Genomic DNA, 15,648 nt, shown 5'->3' on the forward strand with positions numbered 1-15,648 from the left:
CTTCGGTGGGCAGCGATACCGTGGCCGCCGTAATCGCGGCGTGGTTAGGGGAGGCCTACCGCGGCGAACATAGCGGACCGAACGAGAGTTTCGCTAGGGAGTTCAACGGCTGCATCGCCCGAATGAAATAAGCGAACCTGAATCAGCGCCTGATGAGCCAACATTGAGAGGCCACTCACGACGGCCCCCCTTCTTTCGGGCTGGGAGGCCCACTGAGCCCCGCGGAGGCTCGGCCAAGGACTGTAGGCAACGTCGAGCAGAGGGGCCATTGGGGTGCGGGTGAGTGAGTCGAGGGAAGTCTCAGCGGTGCCCGGTAAGGTCGAGATGACGAGGTCCACGCACGGAACGTTCTCCATATCGTTGACGTTGTGAATGGCAACGACAGTTCCGACCGTTTCGCCGACGTCCAAAAGGGACTGGGCGCTCGTAACGTTCCGCACGAGAACCGTGACACTTTCGGCTCCCAGTTGAGCCGCAGCGACCACAGCTGACGCCGCTGTGGCTCCCCCGCCAATGATGGCCACGTGACGCGCACTCGTCAGTCCCTCAGCGGCCAGGGCCAAGACCATCCCCGAGACGTCGGTGTTATAGCCACTGATGTGGCGCTTCCCGGCAGCATCGAAACTGAAAACAAGAGTGTTGACAGAACCCGTGGCGCGCCCGATGAGGTCCACCGAATCGGCAATTTTTAGTGCCTGGGCCTTGTGGGGCATCGTGACGGATAGCCCGATCCAGGAGTCATCTAACCCCTGGACAAATTCTGCCAACCCTCCCGGGGCGAGATCGATTGCGTCGTACGTCCACGCCAGATTGAGGGTGGTGAAGGCAGCCCGGTGCAAAGCCGGTGATTGTGAATGCGCGATGGGGTGCCCCACCACGGCGAGGTGGCGTGGTCCGTGCTTACTTGAATTCAGGATGAGCCGCCAGCCATTGCTCGTACTGGGCAGCAGCAGCATCATGTTCCTGAACCGTCTCACTAAAGACGGTTTCTCCGGTCTGCAGATTGACCGTGACGAAGAAGAGCCAAGGGCCATCAGCGGGGTTCCTGGCCGCGTCCATTGCCGTCTTGCCAGGGTTGGAAATAGGGCCAATGGGAAGTCCCAGGAGCAGGCGCGTGTTGTACAAATTAGAGGCATCATCAAGTTGCGCTTGGGTGATGTAGATGCAGTCCTTCCCAATGAGGCCGGCGCCATAGCAGGTAGTGACGTCAGAGCCTAGTGTCATTCCCGCGTCAATACGGTTCTGGAACACTCGGGCGACTTTGTAATCGTTGTCGGGCGAACCGGACTCACGTTGCACGATCGAAGCCATCACGATCGTATGCCAGCGTTCCTCCAAGGGGACCCTTAAGGAGTCCAAAGTCGCGAGCGACTCGTTCACCATCGTTGTGAGGACCTCAGAAGCACTCACTCCCGGGTTAAAGGTGTAAGTCGCCGGGTAAATAAAGCCTTCCAGTGTCGTCGCCTCTGGAGGCAATCCAAAACTGCTGACATTGGCGGCTAAGGATTGGAGCTCAGCGAGGGGAATGCTGAGGGACTCAGAAATTGTGAACAATGCGACGCTCAGCACGGTGCCCTCGGGAATAACCACTTTGTTCTCGACGCGATTAGCCGGATCCGATAGAGCACTGAGCGCGGCAGTCGACGACATTTTCTCATGCAAGGCATAGACGCCGGGAATGAAGACAACCGCGGGATCCTGTTTCAACAGCAGGGTGTAAAAAGGGTCGAAAGACTTGATCACGCCAGTGGACACTAAGTTATTAGTGATTTGATCACCAATCTCGCCCTGGCTGATCGTGAAGAGCACGTCTCCGGAACCCGAACCTGTGTAGTCATCGGTGGTTGAGCCAAAGAATCCCGAGGCGAACAGTGAAATACCAACGGCTCCCAGCATGCCGACGAGGGCGATGCTGGCAGTCCACACGATCCATCGCCGACGGCGTGAACCGAGGCTACTGCCTTCACTCTCACGCAATTGTGATCGGCGATCACTTCGAGAGGTCATCTCACCGTTGGACTGAATATCGTTCACGAGTAGATCTCCTTGTTCGGGCAAAATGAGCCTAACAGGGCCCCACTTGGTCAGTCCTGAATGTCACCAATGAGTTTGCCGGGGACAGTTCCCTGAGCGCGCTCAATTTCCAACGAATGCTGGAGGATCAGTACGGCGGCCACCTGATCAATGACCTGCCGAGTCTGCTTTTGTTTCTTGCCCACCTGACGCAGTGCGCTGTGAGCGGAGACGGTGGTGAGCCGCTCATCAATCATGCGGACGTCAACATTAATCTGGGACTGGAGGGCCGAAGCGACCGCAAGCGCGTCGCGGGTGGACGCCGTCATCGAACCGCTCAGTGCGAGCGGAAGACCCACCAACACTTCGAGTACATCAAGGCGCTCACATAAGCCACGCAATTGCTCCTCGTAATTGTCCGCCGAACGTTGAACAGTCGAGTGAGGAGTGGCCAAGATACCCTCGACGTCGCTGACGGCTACCCCGATTCTCACCGTGCCGATGTCGAGCCCCAAACGAACGCCGCGACGCAAGACTTAGCCGCGAATATCGTTCAAAATACCGGTGAGCGCCGTCGCCATTTGGTCCGGATGATTGCCGCCACCTTGAGCCATGTCATCGCGACCCCCGCCACCGCCACCAAGCACAGTCGCCGCCGCTTTCGCGAGGGCTCCTGCCTTAACGCTGGCTGAGCGAGCGAGTTCCGTTGTCGCGACGATGACGCTGGGTTTGCCATCGATGATGGCACCAAGTGCAATAACGGCAGCCTGTGTCTGTAGGTGGTCGCGTACGCCTGATACGAGGTCACGCAAGTCATCTGCGGAGGAGACACCACTTACCTGCTCAACGATTGCGGTCACTGCTCCGACAGGCGCTGCCTTCGCCAAGAGTGCGGGAATCTGTTCACGTACGGCTTGAGACTCAAACTCGGCGATCCTCTTTTCCGCAGTCTTCAGGCTGGAAATAAGGTCTGCGACCCGGGATGCGACCTGATCGCGTGGCGATTTTAGCGAAGACGAGAGTTCGTTAACGATGGCTCTTTCGGCGGCCAGACTCGTGAATGCGTCGAGACCAACCAAGGACTCAATGCGCCTGTTCGCGGAACCGACGGAAGCTTCGCTCACGATATTAATGAGCCCAATTTGTGAGCTGTGCGTCACGTGGGTGCCAGCGCAGAGCTCGCGTGACCACGGACCGCCAATGTCGACCATCCTGACGACATCGCCATACTTTTCGCCGAAGAGTGCCATCGCCCCGAGACTCTTAGCCTCGTCAATTGCCATCTCGCGAGTAACAACAGTGTGGTCAGCCAAGATTGCCGCGTTAGAAATATCTTCGATCTCACTTCGAGTGGTTGGCGAAAGTGCCTCGTTCCAAGAGAAGTCCAAGCGCAGGTAGCCCGCTTTGTTAAGCGAACCGCTCTGGTGCGCACTGGAACCGAGGACCTGTCGGAGGGCCGCGTGAACAAGGTGGGTGGCGGAGTGTGCTTGCGCGGCCTGAGACCGATAGAGGGGGTCGACAACGGTCGTGGCCGCCGCACCAACACGCACCTGACCACTGCGCACTTGAGCTGTATGAGAAATCAGTCCCTTGATGGGCTTTTGTACGTCAATGACCTCGAGGTCGAAACCATCGCCGATGATCGATCCGCTGTCGGAAACTTGACCACCGGATTCCGCGTATAGCGCTGTCGCCGCAACAATAATTTCAACAACGTCGCCCACTTCAGCCGTCACAACGGGGAGGCCATTCTTGAGCAGTCCTAAAATCGTGGTCTCGGTCTGCAATTCGTCGTAGCCCGTAAAGCGCGTTTCACCGTGGGCGCGCATCTCTGCATAAACGCTGAGGTCTGCCAAGACCAGCTTCTTTGCTTTCGCGTCTGCTTTTGCTCGGGTTCGCTGAGCGAGCATGAGCGAATCAAAGGCACCGCGATCGACGCTGAGACCAGCTTCTTCGGCCATTTCGAGGGTGAGATCAATAGGAAAACCGAAGGTGTCATGAAGCAAGAAGGCCGTATCACCGGCGAGTTCGGGCTTGCCAAGCTTCTTCGTATCGGTCACGGCGACATCGAGGATTGCCGTGCCCGCCGCCAGCGTCTTGAGGAATGTTTCTTCCTCGCCATAGGCGACCTGGGCAATCCGAGAAAAGTCCGTTTCGACCTCGGGATAGGCCATCTTCATGGCATCCCGTGATGCTGTGAACAGTTCAGGGAACGTTAGCGCATCGACTCCCAAAAGTCGCATCGCGCGCACGGAGCGACGTAATAGTCGCCGGAGAATATAACCACGGCCCTCGTTGGAAACCGTGACACCATCCGCCATCAGCATCAGAGCCGACCGAACGTGGTCTGCTACGACGCGGAGCCTGACGTCGTTCTCATGGTCTGCACCGTACGTGATTCCGGCTAGAGCGGCGGCTCGATCCAAGACGGGCCGAACTTGGTCAATCTCGTAGAGGTTTTCAACACCCTGTTTGAGAAAAGCGACGCGTTCGAGCCCCATCCCCGTGTCAATATTCTTGTTCGGAAGCTCGCCGAGAATTTCAAACTCGGTCTTGCTCGTGCCCTCTCCGCGCAGGTACTGCATGAACACAAGGTTCCAGATCTCAATGTAACGATCCTCGTCGGCTACAGGGCCACCTTCAATGCCGTACTTGGGTCCGCGGTCGTAGTAAATTTCTGAGCAGGGACCCGCTGGTCCGGGTTGCCCCGTGGACCAATAGTTGTCCTCTTTGCCCCGGCGTTGGATGCGCTCGTCAGGAAGGCCCGCCGTCTTCTTCCAGAACGCGATGGCTTCGTCATCGTCTTCGTAAACGGTGACCCAGAGCTTGCTCTCGTCGAAGCCCAATCCACCATCGGATTCGCTCCCGGTCAGGAGCTCCCAAGCGAATTCAATCGCTTGCTCTTTGAAGTAATCGCCGAAAGAGAAGTTGCCGTTCATCTGGAAAAACGTGCCGTGCCGTGTTGTCTTTCCGACCTCCTCGATGTCAAGGGTTCGAATGCACTTCTGCACGCTGGTAGCACGAGCGTAGGGCGGCGGGACGAGTCCAGAAAGGTAAGGAATAAAAGGAACCATCCCCGCAACCGTAAAGAGCAGGGTTGGATCATCACTCACCAATGATGCGGAGGGGACAACGGTGTGTCCGCGATCAGCGAAGTACGTGAGCCATCTCTGGCGAATCTCAGCGGTCTGCATGGTTCCTTGGTGGTGTGGGGAGGTGTTTTTTTGTTAAAGGGGAGGATGCCCTCGAGGACTGCGTTGAGACGTTAGTTGTGCTTCAGCGCCGAACGCAGTTCGTCCTCGCGTACACGGTAGCCCTCGACGATGGCTTCCTTAAAATCCCGGGACTTTGAGTCAATATCGCTCAGAAAAGCTTGGCCTTGCTCAGACTTGCTCACACGATGTGCAACGACAAAGCCGAGTGCAACGCCAACGATGAGCCAAAAAATATTCTTCATGGATCCTCCAAAAAGGACGATAAGGGCTACGTATTCCAGTAACGAGTCTAGACGGATGCTCTGCTCGGTTCGGGCACAAAAAAGTGGGACGGTAGCAATAGCGCTACCGTCCCAACATTTACCAGAAAAAACTATCGTGCTGCGTAGTACTCAACAACGAGCTGAACTTCACAGGTAACGGGTACTTCGGCGCGCTTGGGGCGTCGAAGGAGTGTCGCGTGAAGTTTGTCAATCTCGACCTCGAGGTAAGGAGGAAGGGTCGGCAGAACTTCGACGTGAGCACCAGCGGCGGCAACCTGGAAAGGTTCCATGCCTTCGCTGCGGGGCTTGACGTGCATCAACTGTCCTGGCTTCACACGGAAGGAAGGACGGTCAACGAGCTGACCGTCAACGAGAATGTGACGATGCACGATCATCTGGCGCGCCTGAGCAGTCGTACGGGCGATGCCGGCGCGAACAATCAGGGCGTCAAGACGCATCTCGAGAAGCTCAACCAAGTTCTCACCGGTCAAACCCTGGGTACGGCGGGCCTCTTGGAAGACAATCTTCAACTGGGCTTCGCGAATTCCGTACTGGGCGCGAAGACGCTGCTTCTCGCGAAGACGAACGGCATAGTCCGAGTCGGTCTTGCGCTTGGTGCGACCGTGCTCTCCGGGAGCGTAGGGACGCTTCTCGAGATACTTGGCTGCCTTAGGGGTTAGTGCGATGCCCAGGGCACGCGAGAGACGGGTCTTGCTACGGGTACGTGACTTGGTAGACACGATGTCCTTTCGATTGAACAACAAAATGGGCGCGTGAACTCACGCGAAGATTAGAGGTGTTTTGCCGAGGCTCCCGGCTACAGGGAGTTCCTAACTTCTTCCGTTGTGACGCGCAGCCGCACGCACGGGAATAGGCGTAAACCAGACTATCACGGACCTGAGGGCACCTCCTGCATTCAACGCGCCTAATCGAGTTGGCGTCCTCAGGATTTATTTCCCCGTGTAATGCGTCTCAGCTTCTCGAGCCGTGCCGAAATTTCTCGCTCCGTGCCATGATCCGTGGGGGTGTAGTACGTGGTCCCGTTCAACGTATCGGGGAGATACTGCTGTTCAACGACGCCTAGCGTTGCATCGTGGGGATACTTGTATCCCTTTCCGTGACCGAGCTTTTTCGCTCCGGCGTAGCTCGAGGAACGCAGATGCATGGGAATTTGACCAGACTTGCCGTCCCGAACATCCGCCATGGCCGCGTTAATGGCGTTGTAAGCCGCGTTAGATTTTGGAGCCGTCGCGAGATAGATCGTCGCCTCTGCCAGCGGAATCCGACCCTCCGGCATTCCAATGAAGGCCACTGCCTCGGCTGCTGCTGTGGCGATTCCCAACGCCAGTGGCTCAGCGAGGCCGATGTCTTCGGCAGCCGAGATAACGAGCCGACGGGCGATAAAACGTGGATCCTCCCCTGCTTCGATCATCTTGGCAAGATAATGAATCGCGGCATCAGGGTCAGAACCTCGGATGGATTTGATAAACGCGCTGATGACGTCGTAATGTTCGTCCCCCGCCCGGTCATAACGCAAGAGAGCACGGTCGACCGCCCCCTCAACGTGCTCGGCGGTGACAACTGGTGTTGGCGTTTTCTTCTTCTGCGCAGCCGTCTGACTATCACTCGCGATACTAAAGGCCGCGTCCAATGCGGTGAGCGCTCGCCGTGCGTCGCCCGACGCAAAGGCAACAATTGCTTGGCGTGCCTCGTCGGAGAGCGAGACGGCCCCATTGAGTCCGAACGGCTCCGCTAAAGCACGATCGATCAAAACCCCTAAAGAAACGTTATCAAGAGGCTCCAGGCGCAGCAGCAAGGAGCGTGACAGTAGCGGCGAAATGACGCTAAAGGAAGGGTTCTCCGTGGTCGCTGCGATCAGAGTTACCCAACCGTTCTCCACCCCGGGAAGAAGGGTGTCCTGTTGCGCCTTCGTAAAGCGATGGATCTCGTCGAGAAAGAGAACGGTTCGGGTTCCATACAGGTCCCGGGAAGCTTGCGCCTCTTCCATGACGACGCGAACGTCCCTAACGCCTGCCGTGATGGCGGACAACTGAACGAAACGTCGATCGGAAGAGGCCGCAATGGCATAGGCGAGGCTCGTCTTCCCCGTTCCGGGGGGGCCCCAGAGCAGGACCGACACGGAACTGGTGGAACCGGGGGTCGCGAGCGTTCTGAGGGGAGATCCTGGCGTGAGTAGTTTTTGCTGTCCGGCGACTTCGTCCAGACTTCGTGGACGCATTCGAACCGCCAGCGGAGCCGTCGACTCCCCAAACCCCTGACTGCCCGTATCCATGACACCAGATTACCGCCGCGCCACGGAGTCGCCCACATGAAGTATCGTCGTTTACGGTTTGCAGTTATTTCAAGATAAGAAAGGCACCCCGCCGTGGTTGTGAAAAAAGATGCCCGTGAGTCTCGTGTTGCCCGTGAGCGCCTTCGCGCGTACGAAGCCAGGCAAGAGTTGCACGGCCGTCTCATCACACGGCGCAAGAGGGACAATATGTTCTACGGGATAGCGGCCGCCGTTGTTGTGGCGCTCGCGATTACGTCTCAAGTGAGCTTTGCCACATCGCATCAACCCGAGGTTGCGACGACATCCTCAGCTGTTCCCAGCACTGCGCCCACCGGCGACGCAGCAATCCCCAACGCTTCCTTGGCACAGAATCGCGTCTGGACGGGGACCATTACCATCAACGACATCCCTCTCGGCGTCTCGCTCAACGGTGTCGCAGCGCCGCAAGCTGTGGCCAGCACGATTTCATTAGCGACGAGTGGTTTTTACAATGGCACCACATGTCACCGACTTACCACAGTGGGAATTTGGGTCCTTCAGTGTGGCGACCCCAATGGTGACGGTTCCGGTGGTCCCGGTTACAGCTATGGCCCCGTTGAAAATGCTCCGGCTGACAATATCTATCCGGCGGGAACCCTCGCGATGGCTCGTCAAAGCGGTAACAGTTCTTCGATGGGCAGTCAGTTTTTTATTGTCTACAAGGACAGCCCAATCCCTGCTGATACGGCCGGCGGCTACACGGTCATTGGGCAGATCACTTCCGGTTTGGACGCCTTGAACACTGCCGTTCTCGCGCAGGGCACCAAGGACGGATCCGCTGATGGCTCCCCTCTCGTACCGGCCACGATTTCCACGTTTTTCTTGCAGTAGGGGCGAGACTGACCACGAGCACGCATGACGGTCGTGGCCTAGGCTTGATATCAGTATTTCTGTGCACGCAACGAGGTAGGACTTTTCATGTCAGAGCAAGAACTTGGTCGGGTCGACGAAGCGGGAAACGTTTACGTTAAAACGGAGTCCGGTGAACGCCTTGTCGGGCAGTACGCTGACGTTCCTGCCGAGGAGGCACTCGCGTTCTTCACTCGTAAATTCGCCGATGTGGCCCAGTCTGTCGTTCTTCTAGAACAACGCGTCAAGCGTAGCGCTCCGGCCAATGAGATTAAGACGAGTCTCGTGAGCGTGCGCAAGGCCGTTGATGCCGGAGTCGGGGTTGGCGATTTTGCCAAACTGTCAGCACGGCTCGATAGGGTAGCGGAAGCCCTCAGCGAACTGGACGCCGACGAGGTTGTGAAAAATACGGAGGCAACGGATGCCGCTAAAGCGGACCGGCTCGCCATCGTCGAAGCCATGGAGTCTTTGGCCGGTCAAGACCCGCTGAAGGTCCAGTGGAAGCAAGCCACAGCTACAGCCGACGAGCTTTTCGCCAAATGGCAAGATCATCAGAAGAGCGCGCCGCGTCTATCGAAGACAGAATCGAACGAGTTGTGGAAGCGTTTTCGTGACGCCCGTTCCACGATCGACCAGCACCGTCGCTCGCATTTCGCTGAATTGGATTCTCGCAACAAGGGAGCGAAGGCTGCCAAAGAGGCCCTCGTCACGAAGGCAGAAGAACTTGCCACTGCGGGTCCCGGCGGAATTCCCAAATACCGCGCATTGCTGGATGAGTGGAAGATTTCTCCACGCGCGGGCAAGAAGATTGACGATGCACTCTGGGCGCGGTTCAAAGCTGCTGGTGACGTTTTGTATGGCGCCAAAGCGGAGGAAGACGCTGTCGAAGACGAGTCCTTTGCGGCAAACCTTGTCATCAAGCTGGAATTGCTGGCCGACGCAGAGAAGCTCATGAGTGTCACGGATCGCGTTCAGGCCCGTCAAAGCCTCAACACCATCCAAAAGAAATGGGATGCTGCGGGCAAAGTACCCCGCGCGCAGGTTAAATCGATTGAGGATCGCATGCGCAAGGTTGAGGCAACCGTTCGTGGCCTCGAAGACAATCATTGGAATGCATCCAATCCTGAGAAGCAAGCCAGGTCCGAGGGACTCGCGGGTCAGCTAGAAGTCAAGATTGGCAAACTTGAGGTAGAGCTTGCAGCGGCCAATGCTGCCAAGAATTCCAAGGCGGTCAAGGAGATAACAGAGGCTATATCAACACAGAAGGCCTGGTTGGCCATCCTCAAGTAAGTTATCCACAGAAGTCTCGTGCGCCGTGTGAAAGGTCACTCGTCCATGAGATTCTTCGGAAATGCGCCTTCTAGATGACTTCCTTGCCCCCTCCAGCGTCAGCGCCAGAGAGACCTTCACTGTTGCGGAGCTTTCGGCGTGCGCTCTCGACGGAGAACTGTTCCCGGTCGACGCCGCCTATGTTTTCTGCGATTTGCCCAGCGACGTCGCGTCACGCGCACGCATTGTTATTTCGCGCGTAGACGAGCGATGTGTTGTAGCGGGCTGGTCAGCGGCGTGGGTACACGATGCAATTGACCGCCCGCCGGCACACCACACCGTTGCTCTTCGCGACGGCCTGCGCATCCGTCTCTCCCCGGACCGTCGTTACGGAATCGCTCAGATGTCCTTCGATAAATCGGACGTGATGGGCGTTATCGGTGCGCATGTGACGACCCCCCTGCGCACCGCCATAGATCTGGCCCGTTTCGTTTCCCAAGATTCTCGGTTGGATGATGTTCTGGTAGCACTAATGCGATGCGCGCAGGCAACAGCTCTGGACGTGCGCAACGTCTTGAACAGGGGAACGAATCTCCCTTACAAACAGCGCGCTTATCGGCGCTTGGGAGCTGCTTTAGCCACGCTAGAAAATGCACGCGGTCGGAGCTTCTCCCGGTCCACTTCCGTCTAGCCTTCGCTCACACGATAAACGTCGTAGACCGCATCAATGCGGCGAACACTATTGAGCAAGCGATCAAGGTGAACAGTATCGCTCATCTCAAAAACAAACCGACTCAAGGCGAGCCTTTCGTTGGAGGTGGAAACAGAGGCCGACAAGATATTGACGTGATTCTCCGACAACACTCGGGTGACATCGCTGAGGAGTCCCGCACGGTCGAGCGCCTCAATTTGGATGTGTACCATGAAAATACTCTTCGACGAAGGCGCCCATTCGACTTCAATGAGTCGTTCGGGTTCATTGAGCAGGCTCTTCACGTTGTGACAGGATGTCTGATGAACGGAGACCCCTTGGCCGCGCGTGACGAACCCTGTGATGATGTCTCCAGGAACCGGGGTGCAGCACTTCGCAAGCTTGACCAAGATGTCGGGAGCGCCCCGCACGAGTATGCCGGAATCACTATGCCGAACAGGTTTGGACCGATTCTTGGAAGGAAAGACAAACTCAGTAGACTCGGTGTCGGCTTCATCAGAAACGTTTGCCAGAATCTTCTCGATGACCGATTGAGTCGAAACGTGGCCTTCACCGACGGCAGCGTAAAGGCCGGAGACATCCTCGTACCGAAGCTGCCCGGACACTTCTCCGAGCGTTTCCTGGCTCATCAACTTCTGCAGTGGAAGATTCTGCTTGCGCATGGCGCGAGCGATCGAATCCTTACCCTGTTCAACGGCCTCGTCGCGGCGTTCCTTTGTGAACCACTGCTTGATCTTGTTTCGCGTTCTCGTACTTTTGACGAAGTTCAGCCAGTCTTGGCTGGGGGCGGCGTCAGGGTTCTTCGAGGTCAGAACCTCAATGACGTCACCGGTGGTCAGCGTGCTCTCTAAGGGCACGAGACGGCCGTTTACTTTGGCCCCCATTGTGCGGTGGCCAATTTCGGTATGAACGGCATAGGCAAAATCGATCGGTGTTGCCCCGGTTGGGAGGCCAATGACCCTCCCTTTAGGGGTAAACACGTAGACCTCCTTCGCACCAATTTCAAAACGAAGTGAGTCAAGGAACTCACCAGGATCTTCAGTATCGGCTTGCCAGTCGCTGATGTGCTCGAGCCACGCCATATCGGTGTCCGCCAGGTTCAGGGCATCCGTGCCCTTGCCGCCGGCCATGCGGTCCTTATACATCCAGTGGGCCGCGACGCCGAATTCGGCGCGGTGGTGCATTTCTGGAGTTCTAATTTGAATCTCAACCGGGCGACCCGATGGCCCCATTACGGTCGTGTGCAGTGACTGGTAAAGATTAAATTTCGGCGTTGCGATGTAGTCCTTGAAACGACCGGGTAACGGAGTCCAACGTGCATGGATGGACCCCAGAATGCCGTAACAGTCTCGAACCGAGTTCACGATGACGCGAATGCCAACGAGGTCATAGATTTCGTCGAATTCGCGGCCGCGAACCACCATCTTTTGATAAATCGAATAATACTGTTTTGGCCGACCGGCAACGTCTCCGCGGATCTTGGCCGTCTTGAGGTCTCCTCGGACGGCGCTGACGACCTCGTCCACAAATTTTTCCCGCTGGGGGGTGCGTTGCGCAACGAGATTTTCAATCTCCTGATAAATCTTGGGATGCAGAACCGCAAACGAGAGATCCTCCAATTCCCACTTCAGGGTTTGTATTCCCAAACGATGAGCGAGAGGAGTGTAGATTTCCAAGGTTTCGCGAGCCTTGCGCTCGGCCGATTCGCGAGGCATGAACCCCCACGTTCGAGCGTTGTGAAGGCGGTCGGCAAGTTTAATGACCAAGACACGAATGTCCTTAGACATCGCGACAATCATCTTTCGAACGGTCTCCGCCTGAGCAGAATCGCCGTACTTGACCTTGTCGAGCTTCGTGACGCCATCGACGAGCATGGCAACTTCAGCGCCAAAAGTAGCCGCAACCTCATCGAGAGTGTATGCAGTATCTTCAACCGTGTCGTGCAATAGAGCGGCAACAATGGTCTTGACGCCAATTCCGAGCTCGGCCAGAATCTGCGCCACAGCGATGGGGTGGGTTATATAGGGTTCCCCGCTGCGCCTGGTCTGCCCCGCGTGTGCCGCCTTTGCAACGTCATGCGCACGCTCAATTTGCGATAGGTCCGCTTTGGGGTGATGGTGGCGAACGGTACGAATAAGCGCCTCGAAGGCGCCGGTCGGTTGGGCCCTGCTGAAAATGCGGGGCACGAGTCGACGAAGGGACGTCGATGAAACAACCTCAGCCATGAATCCTCCTAAGAATTTCCATTATGAGGCCTACGGGCATTCGATTAGACCGAGACGCTCTCTACGGCCTTAGCTTGATTGGCGAGAACCTTCTTGTCGTACTTACGAATCGCAGGCTCGTTACTGCGCAATTGCGCGTAGAGCGGAGTCGCCAAGAAAATTGTCGAGTACGTGCCCACAATGATGCCGATGAGGAGGGCGAGAGAAATATCCCTCAGGGTCCCCGCGCCGAGAATAACGGCTCCAATAAAGAGAATGGAAGCCACAGGCAGGGCAGCGACTACCGATGTATTAATGGAGCGAACCAGCGTTTGGTTGACGGCAAGGTTGACTTGTTGGCCGAAGGTCTTGCTAAGGTCACGCCCCGAGCCCATCGTGTTCTCGCGAACTTTGTCGAAGACAACAACGGTGTCGTAAAGCGAGTAGCCCAGAATGGTAAGGAGACCGATCACGGCTCCAGGAGTAACTTCAAAGCCCGAAATTCCGTAAATTCCCGCCGTAATAACGAGGTCGTGAAGAAGAGCCACGAGCGCTGCAACCGACATCTTCCAGGTTCGGAAGTAGATCGTCATGACGAGGGCCGCCAAAATCAAGAAGACAACGAGGCCGCGCAGCGCCTGAGCGGTAATGTCGGCGCCCCAGGTCGCGCCAATGAAGGAGGCAGTAACGTCCTCCGTGGGAACATTGTAATTGGTAGCCAGCAAGTTGCGAATGTCCCGCGTCTGAATATCGGTTAGTTGCGCCGTCTGGATCCGGATGCTGGTGCCCCCGAGGAGCGAAACCTTCGGGACAACCGAGGGAACAACTGTCTCCACAGTCGAGGTTGCGATGGCTTGATTGGCGCCACTGGCTACGTTCGAGACCACAAATTCACTGCCGCCAGAGAACTCAATGCCAAAATTGAAGCCGCCACGCATGATGGGGCCCACGACACTGATGAGAATCAGTAGGGCGGAAATGGTGTACCACAGGCGCTGTCTTCCTACGATCCTGACGGATCGAGCGCCCGTATACAGGTCGTTACCAAAGTTCGAGAAACTGGCCATTATCGGTTTCCCTTCGCGGAGATCTGCGTATCTTTTTCTGAGGTCAAGGTCTCAGCTTTACGCTCGGCAATCGTTTGGCGTTTGGAGGCTTCCTTGGCGGAGCCCGCGGCCTTCGTGCCTTTAGCTGCAGCAGGGGCTTGGAAACGTGCTCTACCGCGGTAGACGGCGCCGAGAGCCGTTGGGTCCAGCCCGCTCCATTTGTTGCCCCCGCCGAAGAACTTCGTCTGAGCAAGAATTTGCATAACGGGATGGGTAAACAACATGACGACGATAAGGTCAACGATGGTCGTCAAGCCCAGCGTCAACGCGAATCCTCGGACGTTTCCGATGGCCAAAATAAACAGCGTGACGGCCGCAAGGAAGTTGACAGTGTCGCTAGCGATAATCGTGCGAAGGGCCCGTTTCCAACCGGCTTCAACGGCCGATTCAAGACCTCGACCATCGCGGAGCTCATCCCTCACACGCTCGAAGTACACGATGAAGGAGTCGGCGGTAATACCAATTGCCACGATCAATCCCGCCACACCGGCCAGTGAAAGGCGATAACCTTCACGCCACGACAGGATCGTCACGAGGAGATAGGTAATGACGGCTGCGACGGCAAGCGAAAAGACCGTCACGAGTCCGAGCATCCGGTACTGCAAAAGGGAGTAAACGACAACAAGGATGAGCCCAATAACGCCCGCCAATATTCCGTTGGCCAGCTGAGTTGAGCCGAGCGTTGCCGAGATGGTGTCAGAAGACTGAACCTGGAACCCAATGGGGAGGGCGCCGTATTTAAGTTGATCCGCAAGAACCTTCGCGGAGTCCTGCGTGAAACCCCCCGTAATCTGAGGACGTCCGTCGGTGATGACGGCGTTCGTTGACGGTGCCGAGATGACTTTTCCATCGAGGACAATGGCGAACTGGTTCTGCGCGCCAGTCATTCCAAACAAACGCGAGGTGACACCGGCAAACGTGGACGTTCCAGCGTCATTGAAAACAATATTGACAGCCCACTGGCCAGTGGAAGCACCGGTTTGCGTTGTCACCAACGAACTTGTCGCGTCTGAAATATCCGAGCCGCTGACCTCAACCGGACCCAGCAAGAACTTAGCTGTATTGGTGTTGTCGCAGGTGATAAGCGGAAGATCTGCCGGGGCAACGTTTGTTGCCGCAGTACTCTCGGTCGCACAATCGAAAGCAATGAACTGAGCTTCGAGTGCCGGAGTGATGTAATTCAAGTCGCTCGCGTTCGACGGCGAAATCGCCGGAATGGTGGAGAGCGAAGGGTCAGCCGTTGGCGCCGGAGTCGAAACACCATCCGCGCCAATGGTGGCACTCGAAGGGGCACTCGTGACGAGGACGGGACGGAATTCGAGCTTTGCCGAGGCTTGGATTCTAGCGAGGGTTGCATCATCAGGTTGTCCGGGGATCGACACCACAATGTTGTTGGCACCCTGAGTACTAATCTCTGACTCAGAAACTCCGGCGGCGTCAACGCGCTGGCGAATAATCGATACGGCTTGAACAAGTTGCTCCGCTGTGACGGACTGGCCACTCTCGAGCTGGGGAGCAAGCACAATTTGCGTTCCGCCCTCAAGATCGAGTGCGAGCTTAGGGGTCCAGGAACCTCCACCAAACATGACTCCGGCGCCGTTGACGGCAACGAGACCGGCTACGAGAACGAGGAGCCACGCGAGGGATTTCCACGCTTTATTTACTGGACTACTTTTAGACACAGA

General features: G+C 56.8%; 13 protein-coding genes. 3 read left to right on the forward strand and 10 right to left on the reverse strand.

Features of this window, described 5'->3' with window-relative positions; translation table 11 throughout:
- Positions 1-44: 44 nt before the first annotated feature.
- The 7 genes from FB555_RS02970 to FB555_RS03000 form a co-directional block, all read right to left on the reverse strand.
- Positions 45-959 (reverse strand): shikimate dehydrogenase family protein, encoded by a 915-nt coding sequence (locus FB555_RS02970; RefSeq protein ID WP_182483931.1) that lies wholly within the window; start codon positions 957-959, stop codon positions 45-47.
- Positions 901-2,034 carry an endolytic transglycosylase MltG gene (gene mltG, locus FB555_RS02975; protein WP_182483932.1) on the reverse strand — a complete coding sequence of 378 codons (1,134 nt, stop codon included), beginning with the start codon at positions 2,032-2,034 and terminating at the stop codon, positions 901-903. Before mltG ends, FB555_RS02970 begins: the two co-directional genes overlap by 59 nt.
- A 50-nt stretch (positions 2,035-2,084) precedes the next feature.
- Positions 2,085-2,546, reverse strand: coding sequence for a Holliday junction resolvase RuvX (gene ruvX, locus FB555_RS02980; protein WP_182483933.1), 462 nt, complete (start codon positions 2,544-2,546; stop codon positions 2,085-2,087).
- 3 nt (positions 2,547-2,549) lie between these two features.
- Positions 2,550-5,207 (reverse strand): alanine--tRNA ligase, encoded by a 2,658-nt coding sequence (gene alaS / locus FB555_RS02985; RefSeq protein ID WP_182483934.1) that lies wholly within the window; start codon positions 5,205-5,207, stop codon positions 2,550-2,552.
- A 71-nt stretch (positions 5,208-5,278) separates the two neighbouring features.
- Positions 5,279-5,470, reverse strand: coding sequence for a hypothetical protein (locus FB555_RS02990; RefSeq protein ID WP_182483935.1), 192 nt, complete (start codon positions 5,468-5,470; stop codon positions 5,279-5,281).
- 131 nt (positions 5,471-5,601) lie between these two features.
- A complete protein-coding gene (gene rpsD, locus FB555_RS02995; protein WP_182483936.1) occupies positions 5,602-6,231 on the reverse strand; it encodes a 30S ribosomal protein S4 in 630 nt (209 codons plus the stop codon).
- 203 nt (positions 6,232-6,434) lie between these two features.
- The gene (locus tag FB555_RS03000) at positions 6,435-7,784 is read right to left on the reverse strand and encodes a replication-associated recombination protein A (protein ID WP_182483937.1); all 1,350 of its coding nucleotides are present in this window, start codon (positions 7,782-7,784) and stop codon (positions 6,435-6,437) included.
- 93 nt (positions 7,785-7,877) lie between these two features.
- Between FB555_RS03000 and FB555_RS03005 the strand changes: the two genes are divergently transcribed.
- The 3 genes from FB555_RS03005 (at position 7,878) to FB555_RS03015 (ending at position 10,632) form a co-directional block, all read left to right on the forward strand.
- Positions 7,878-8,654 carry a peptidylprolyl isomerase gene (locus tag FB555_RS03005; RefSeq protein ID WP_182483938.1) on the forward strand — a complete coding sequence of 259 codons (777 nt, stop codon included), beginning with the start codon at positions 7,878-7,880 and terminating at the stop codon, positions 8,652-8,654.
- An 87-nt stretch (positions 8,655-8,741) separates the two neighbouring features.
- The gene (locus tag FB555_RS03010) at positions 8,742-9,962 is read left to right on the forward strand and encodes a DUF349 domain-containing protein (RefSeq protein ID WP_182483939.1); all 1,221 of its coding nucleotides are present in this window, start codon (positions 8,742-8,744) and stop codon (positions 9,960-9,962) included.
- 61 nt (positions 9,963-10,023) lie between these two features.
- Positions 10,024-10,632: a type IV toxin-antitoxin system AbiEi family antitoxin gene (locus tag FB555_RS03015; protein ID WP_182483940.1), complete on the forward strand. Its 609-nt coding sequence runs from the start codon at positions 10,024-10,026 to the stop codon at positions 10,630-10,632.
- Here the strand turns inward: FB555_RS03015 and FB555_RS03020 are convergent.
- Genes FB555_RS03020 through secD form a run of 3 tightly spaced genes read right to left on the reverse strand, consistent with a single transcriptional unit; the run spans position 10,629 to position 15,645 of the window.
- Positions 10,629-12,878, reverse strand: a complete 2,250-nt coding sequence (locus tag FB555_RS03020; RefSeq protein ID WP_182483941.1) for a RelA/SpoT family protein — start codon at positions 12,876-12,878, stop codon at positions 10,629-10,631. The two genes, FB555_RS03015 and FB555_RS03020, sit on opposite strands and share 4 nt — an antisense overlap.
- A 44-nt stretch (positions 12,879-12,922) precedes the next feature.
- Positions 12,923-13,924: a protein translocase subunit SecF gene (gene secF, locus FB555_RS03025; RefSeq protein ID WP_182483942.1), complete on the reverse strand. Its 1,002-nt coding sequence runs from the start codon at positions 13,922-13,924 to the stop codon at positions 12,923-12,925.
- Positions 13,924-15,645 carry a protein translocase subunit SecD gene (gene secD / locus FB555_RS03030; protein ID WP_182483943.1) on the reverse strand — a complete coding sequence of 574 codons (1,722 nt, stop codon included), beginning with the start codon at positions 15,643-15,645 and terminating at the stop codon, positions 13,924-13,926. Before secD ends, secF begins: the two co-directional genes overlap by 1 nt.
- Positions 15,646-15,648 lie beyond the last annotated feature (3 nt).

This window comes from Alpinimonas psychrophila, from assembly GCF_014137865.1.
GTDB lineage: Bacteria > Actinomycetota > Actinomycetes > Actinomycetales > Microbacteriaceae > Alpinimonas > Alpinimonas psychrophila.

What these genes read in the sequence shown, in the direction of transcription:
- FB555_RS03020 (WP_182483941.1), bottom strand. Translation starts at nt 12,878, where the DNA reads ATGGCTGAGGTTGTTTCATCGACGTCCCTTCGTCGACTCGTGCCCCGC.
- FB555_RS02970 (WP_182483931.1), bottom strand. Translation starts at nt 959, where the DNA reads ATGATGCTGCTGCTGCCCAGTACGAGCAATGGCTGGCGGCTCATCCTG.
- FB555_RS03010 (WP_182483939.1), top strand. Translation starts at nt 8,742, where the DNA reads ATGTCAGAGCAAGAACTTGGTCGGGTCGACGAAGCGGGAAACGTTTAC.
- FB555_RS03000 (WP_182483937.1), bottom strand. Translation starts at nt 7,784, where the DNA reads ATGGATACGGGCAGTCAGGGGTTTGGGGAGTCGACGGCTCCGCTGGCG.
- FB555_RS03015 (WP_182483940.1), top strand. Translation starts at nt 10,024, where the DNA reads ATGCGCCTTCTAGATGACTTCCTTGCCCCCTCCAGCGTCAGCGCCAGA.
- FB555_RS02990 (WP_182483935.1), bottom strand. Translation starts at nt 5,470, where the DNA reads ATGAAGAATATTTTTTGGCTCATCGTTGGCGTTGCACTCGGCTTTGTC.
- alaS (WP_182483934.1), bottom strand. Translation starts at nt 5,207, where the DNA reads ATGCAGACCGCTGAGATTCGCCAGAGATGGCTCACGTACTTCGCTGAT.
- secF (WP_182483942.1), bottom strand. Translation starts at nt 13,924, where the DNA reads ATGGCCAGTTTCTCGAACTTTGGTAACGACCTGTATACGGGCGCTCGA.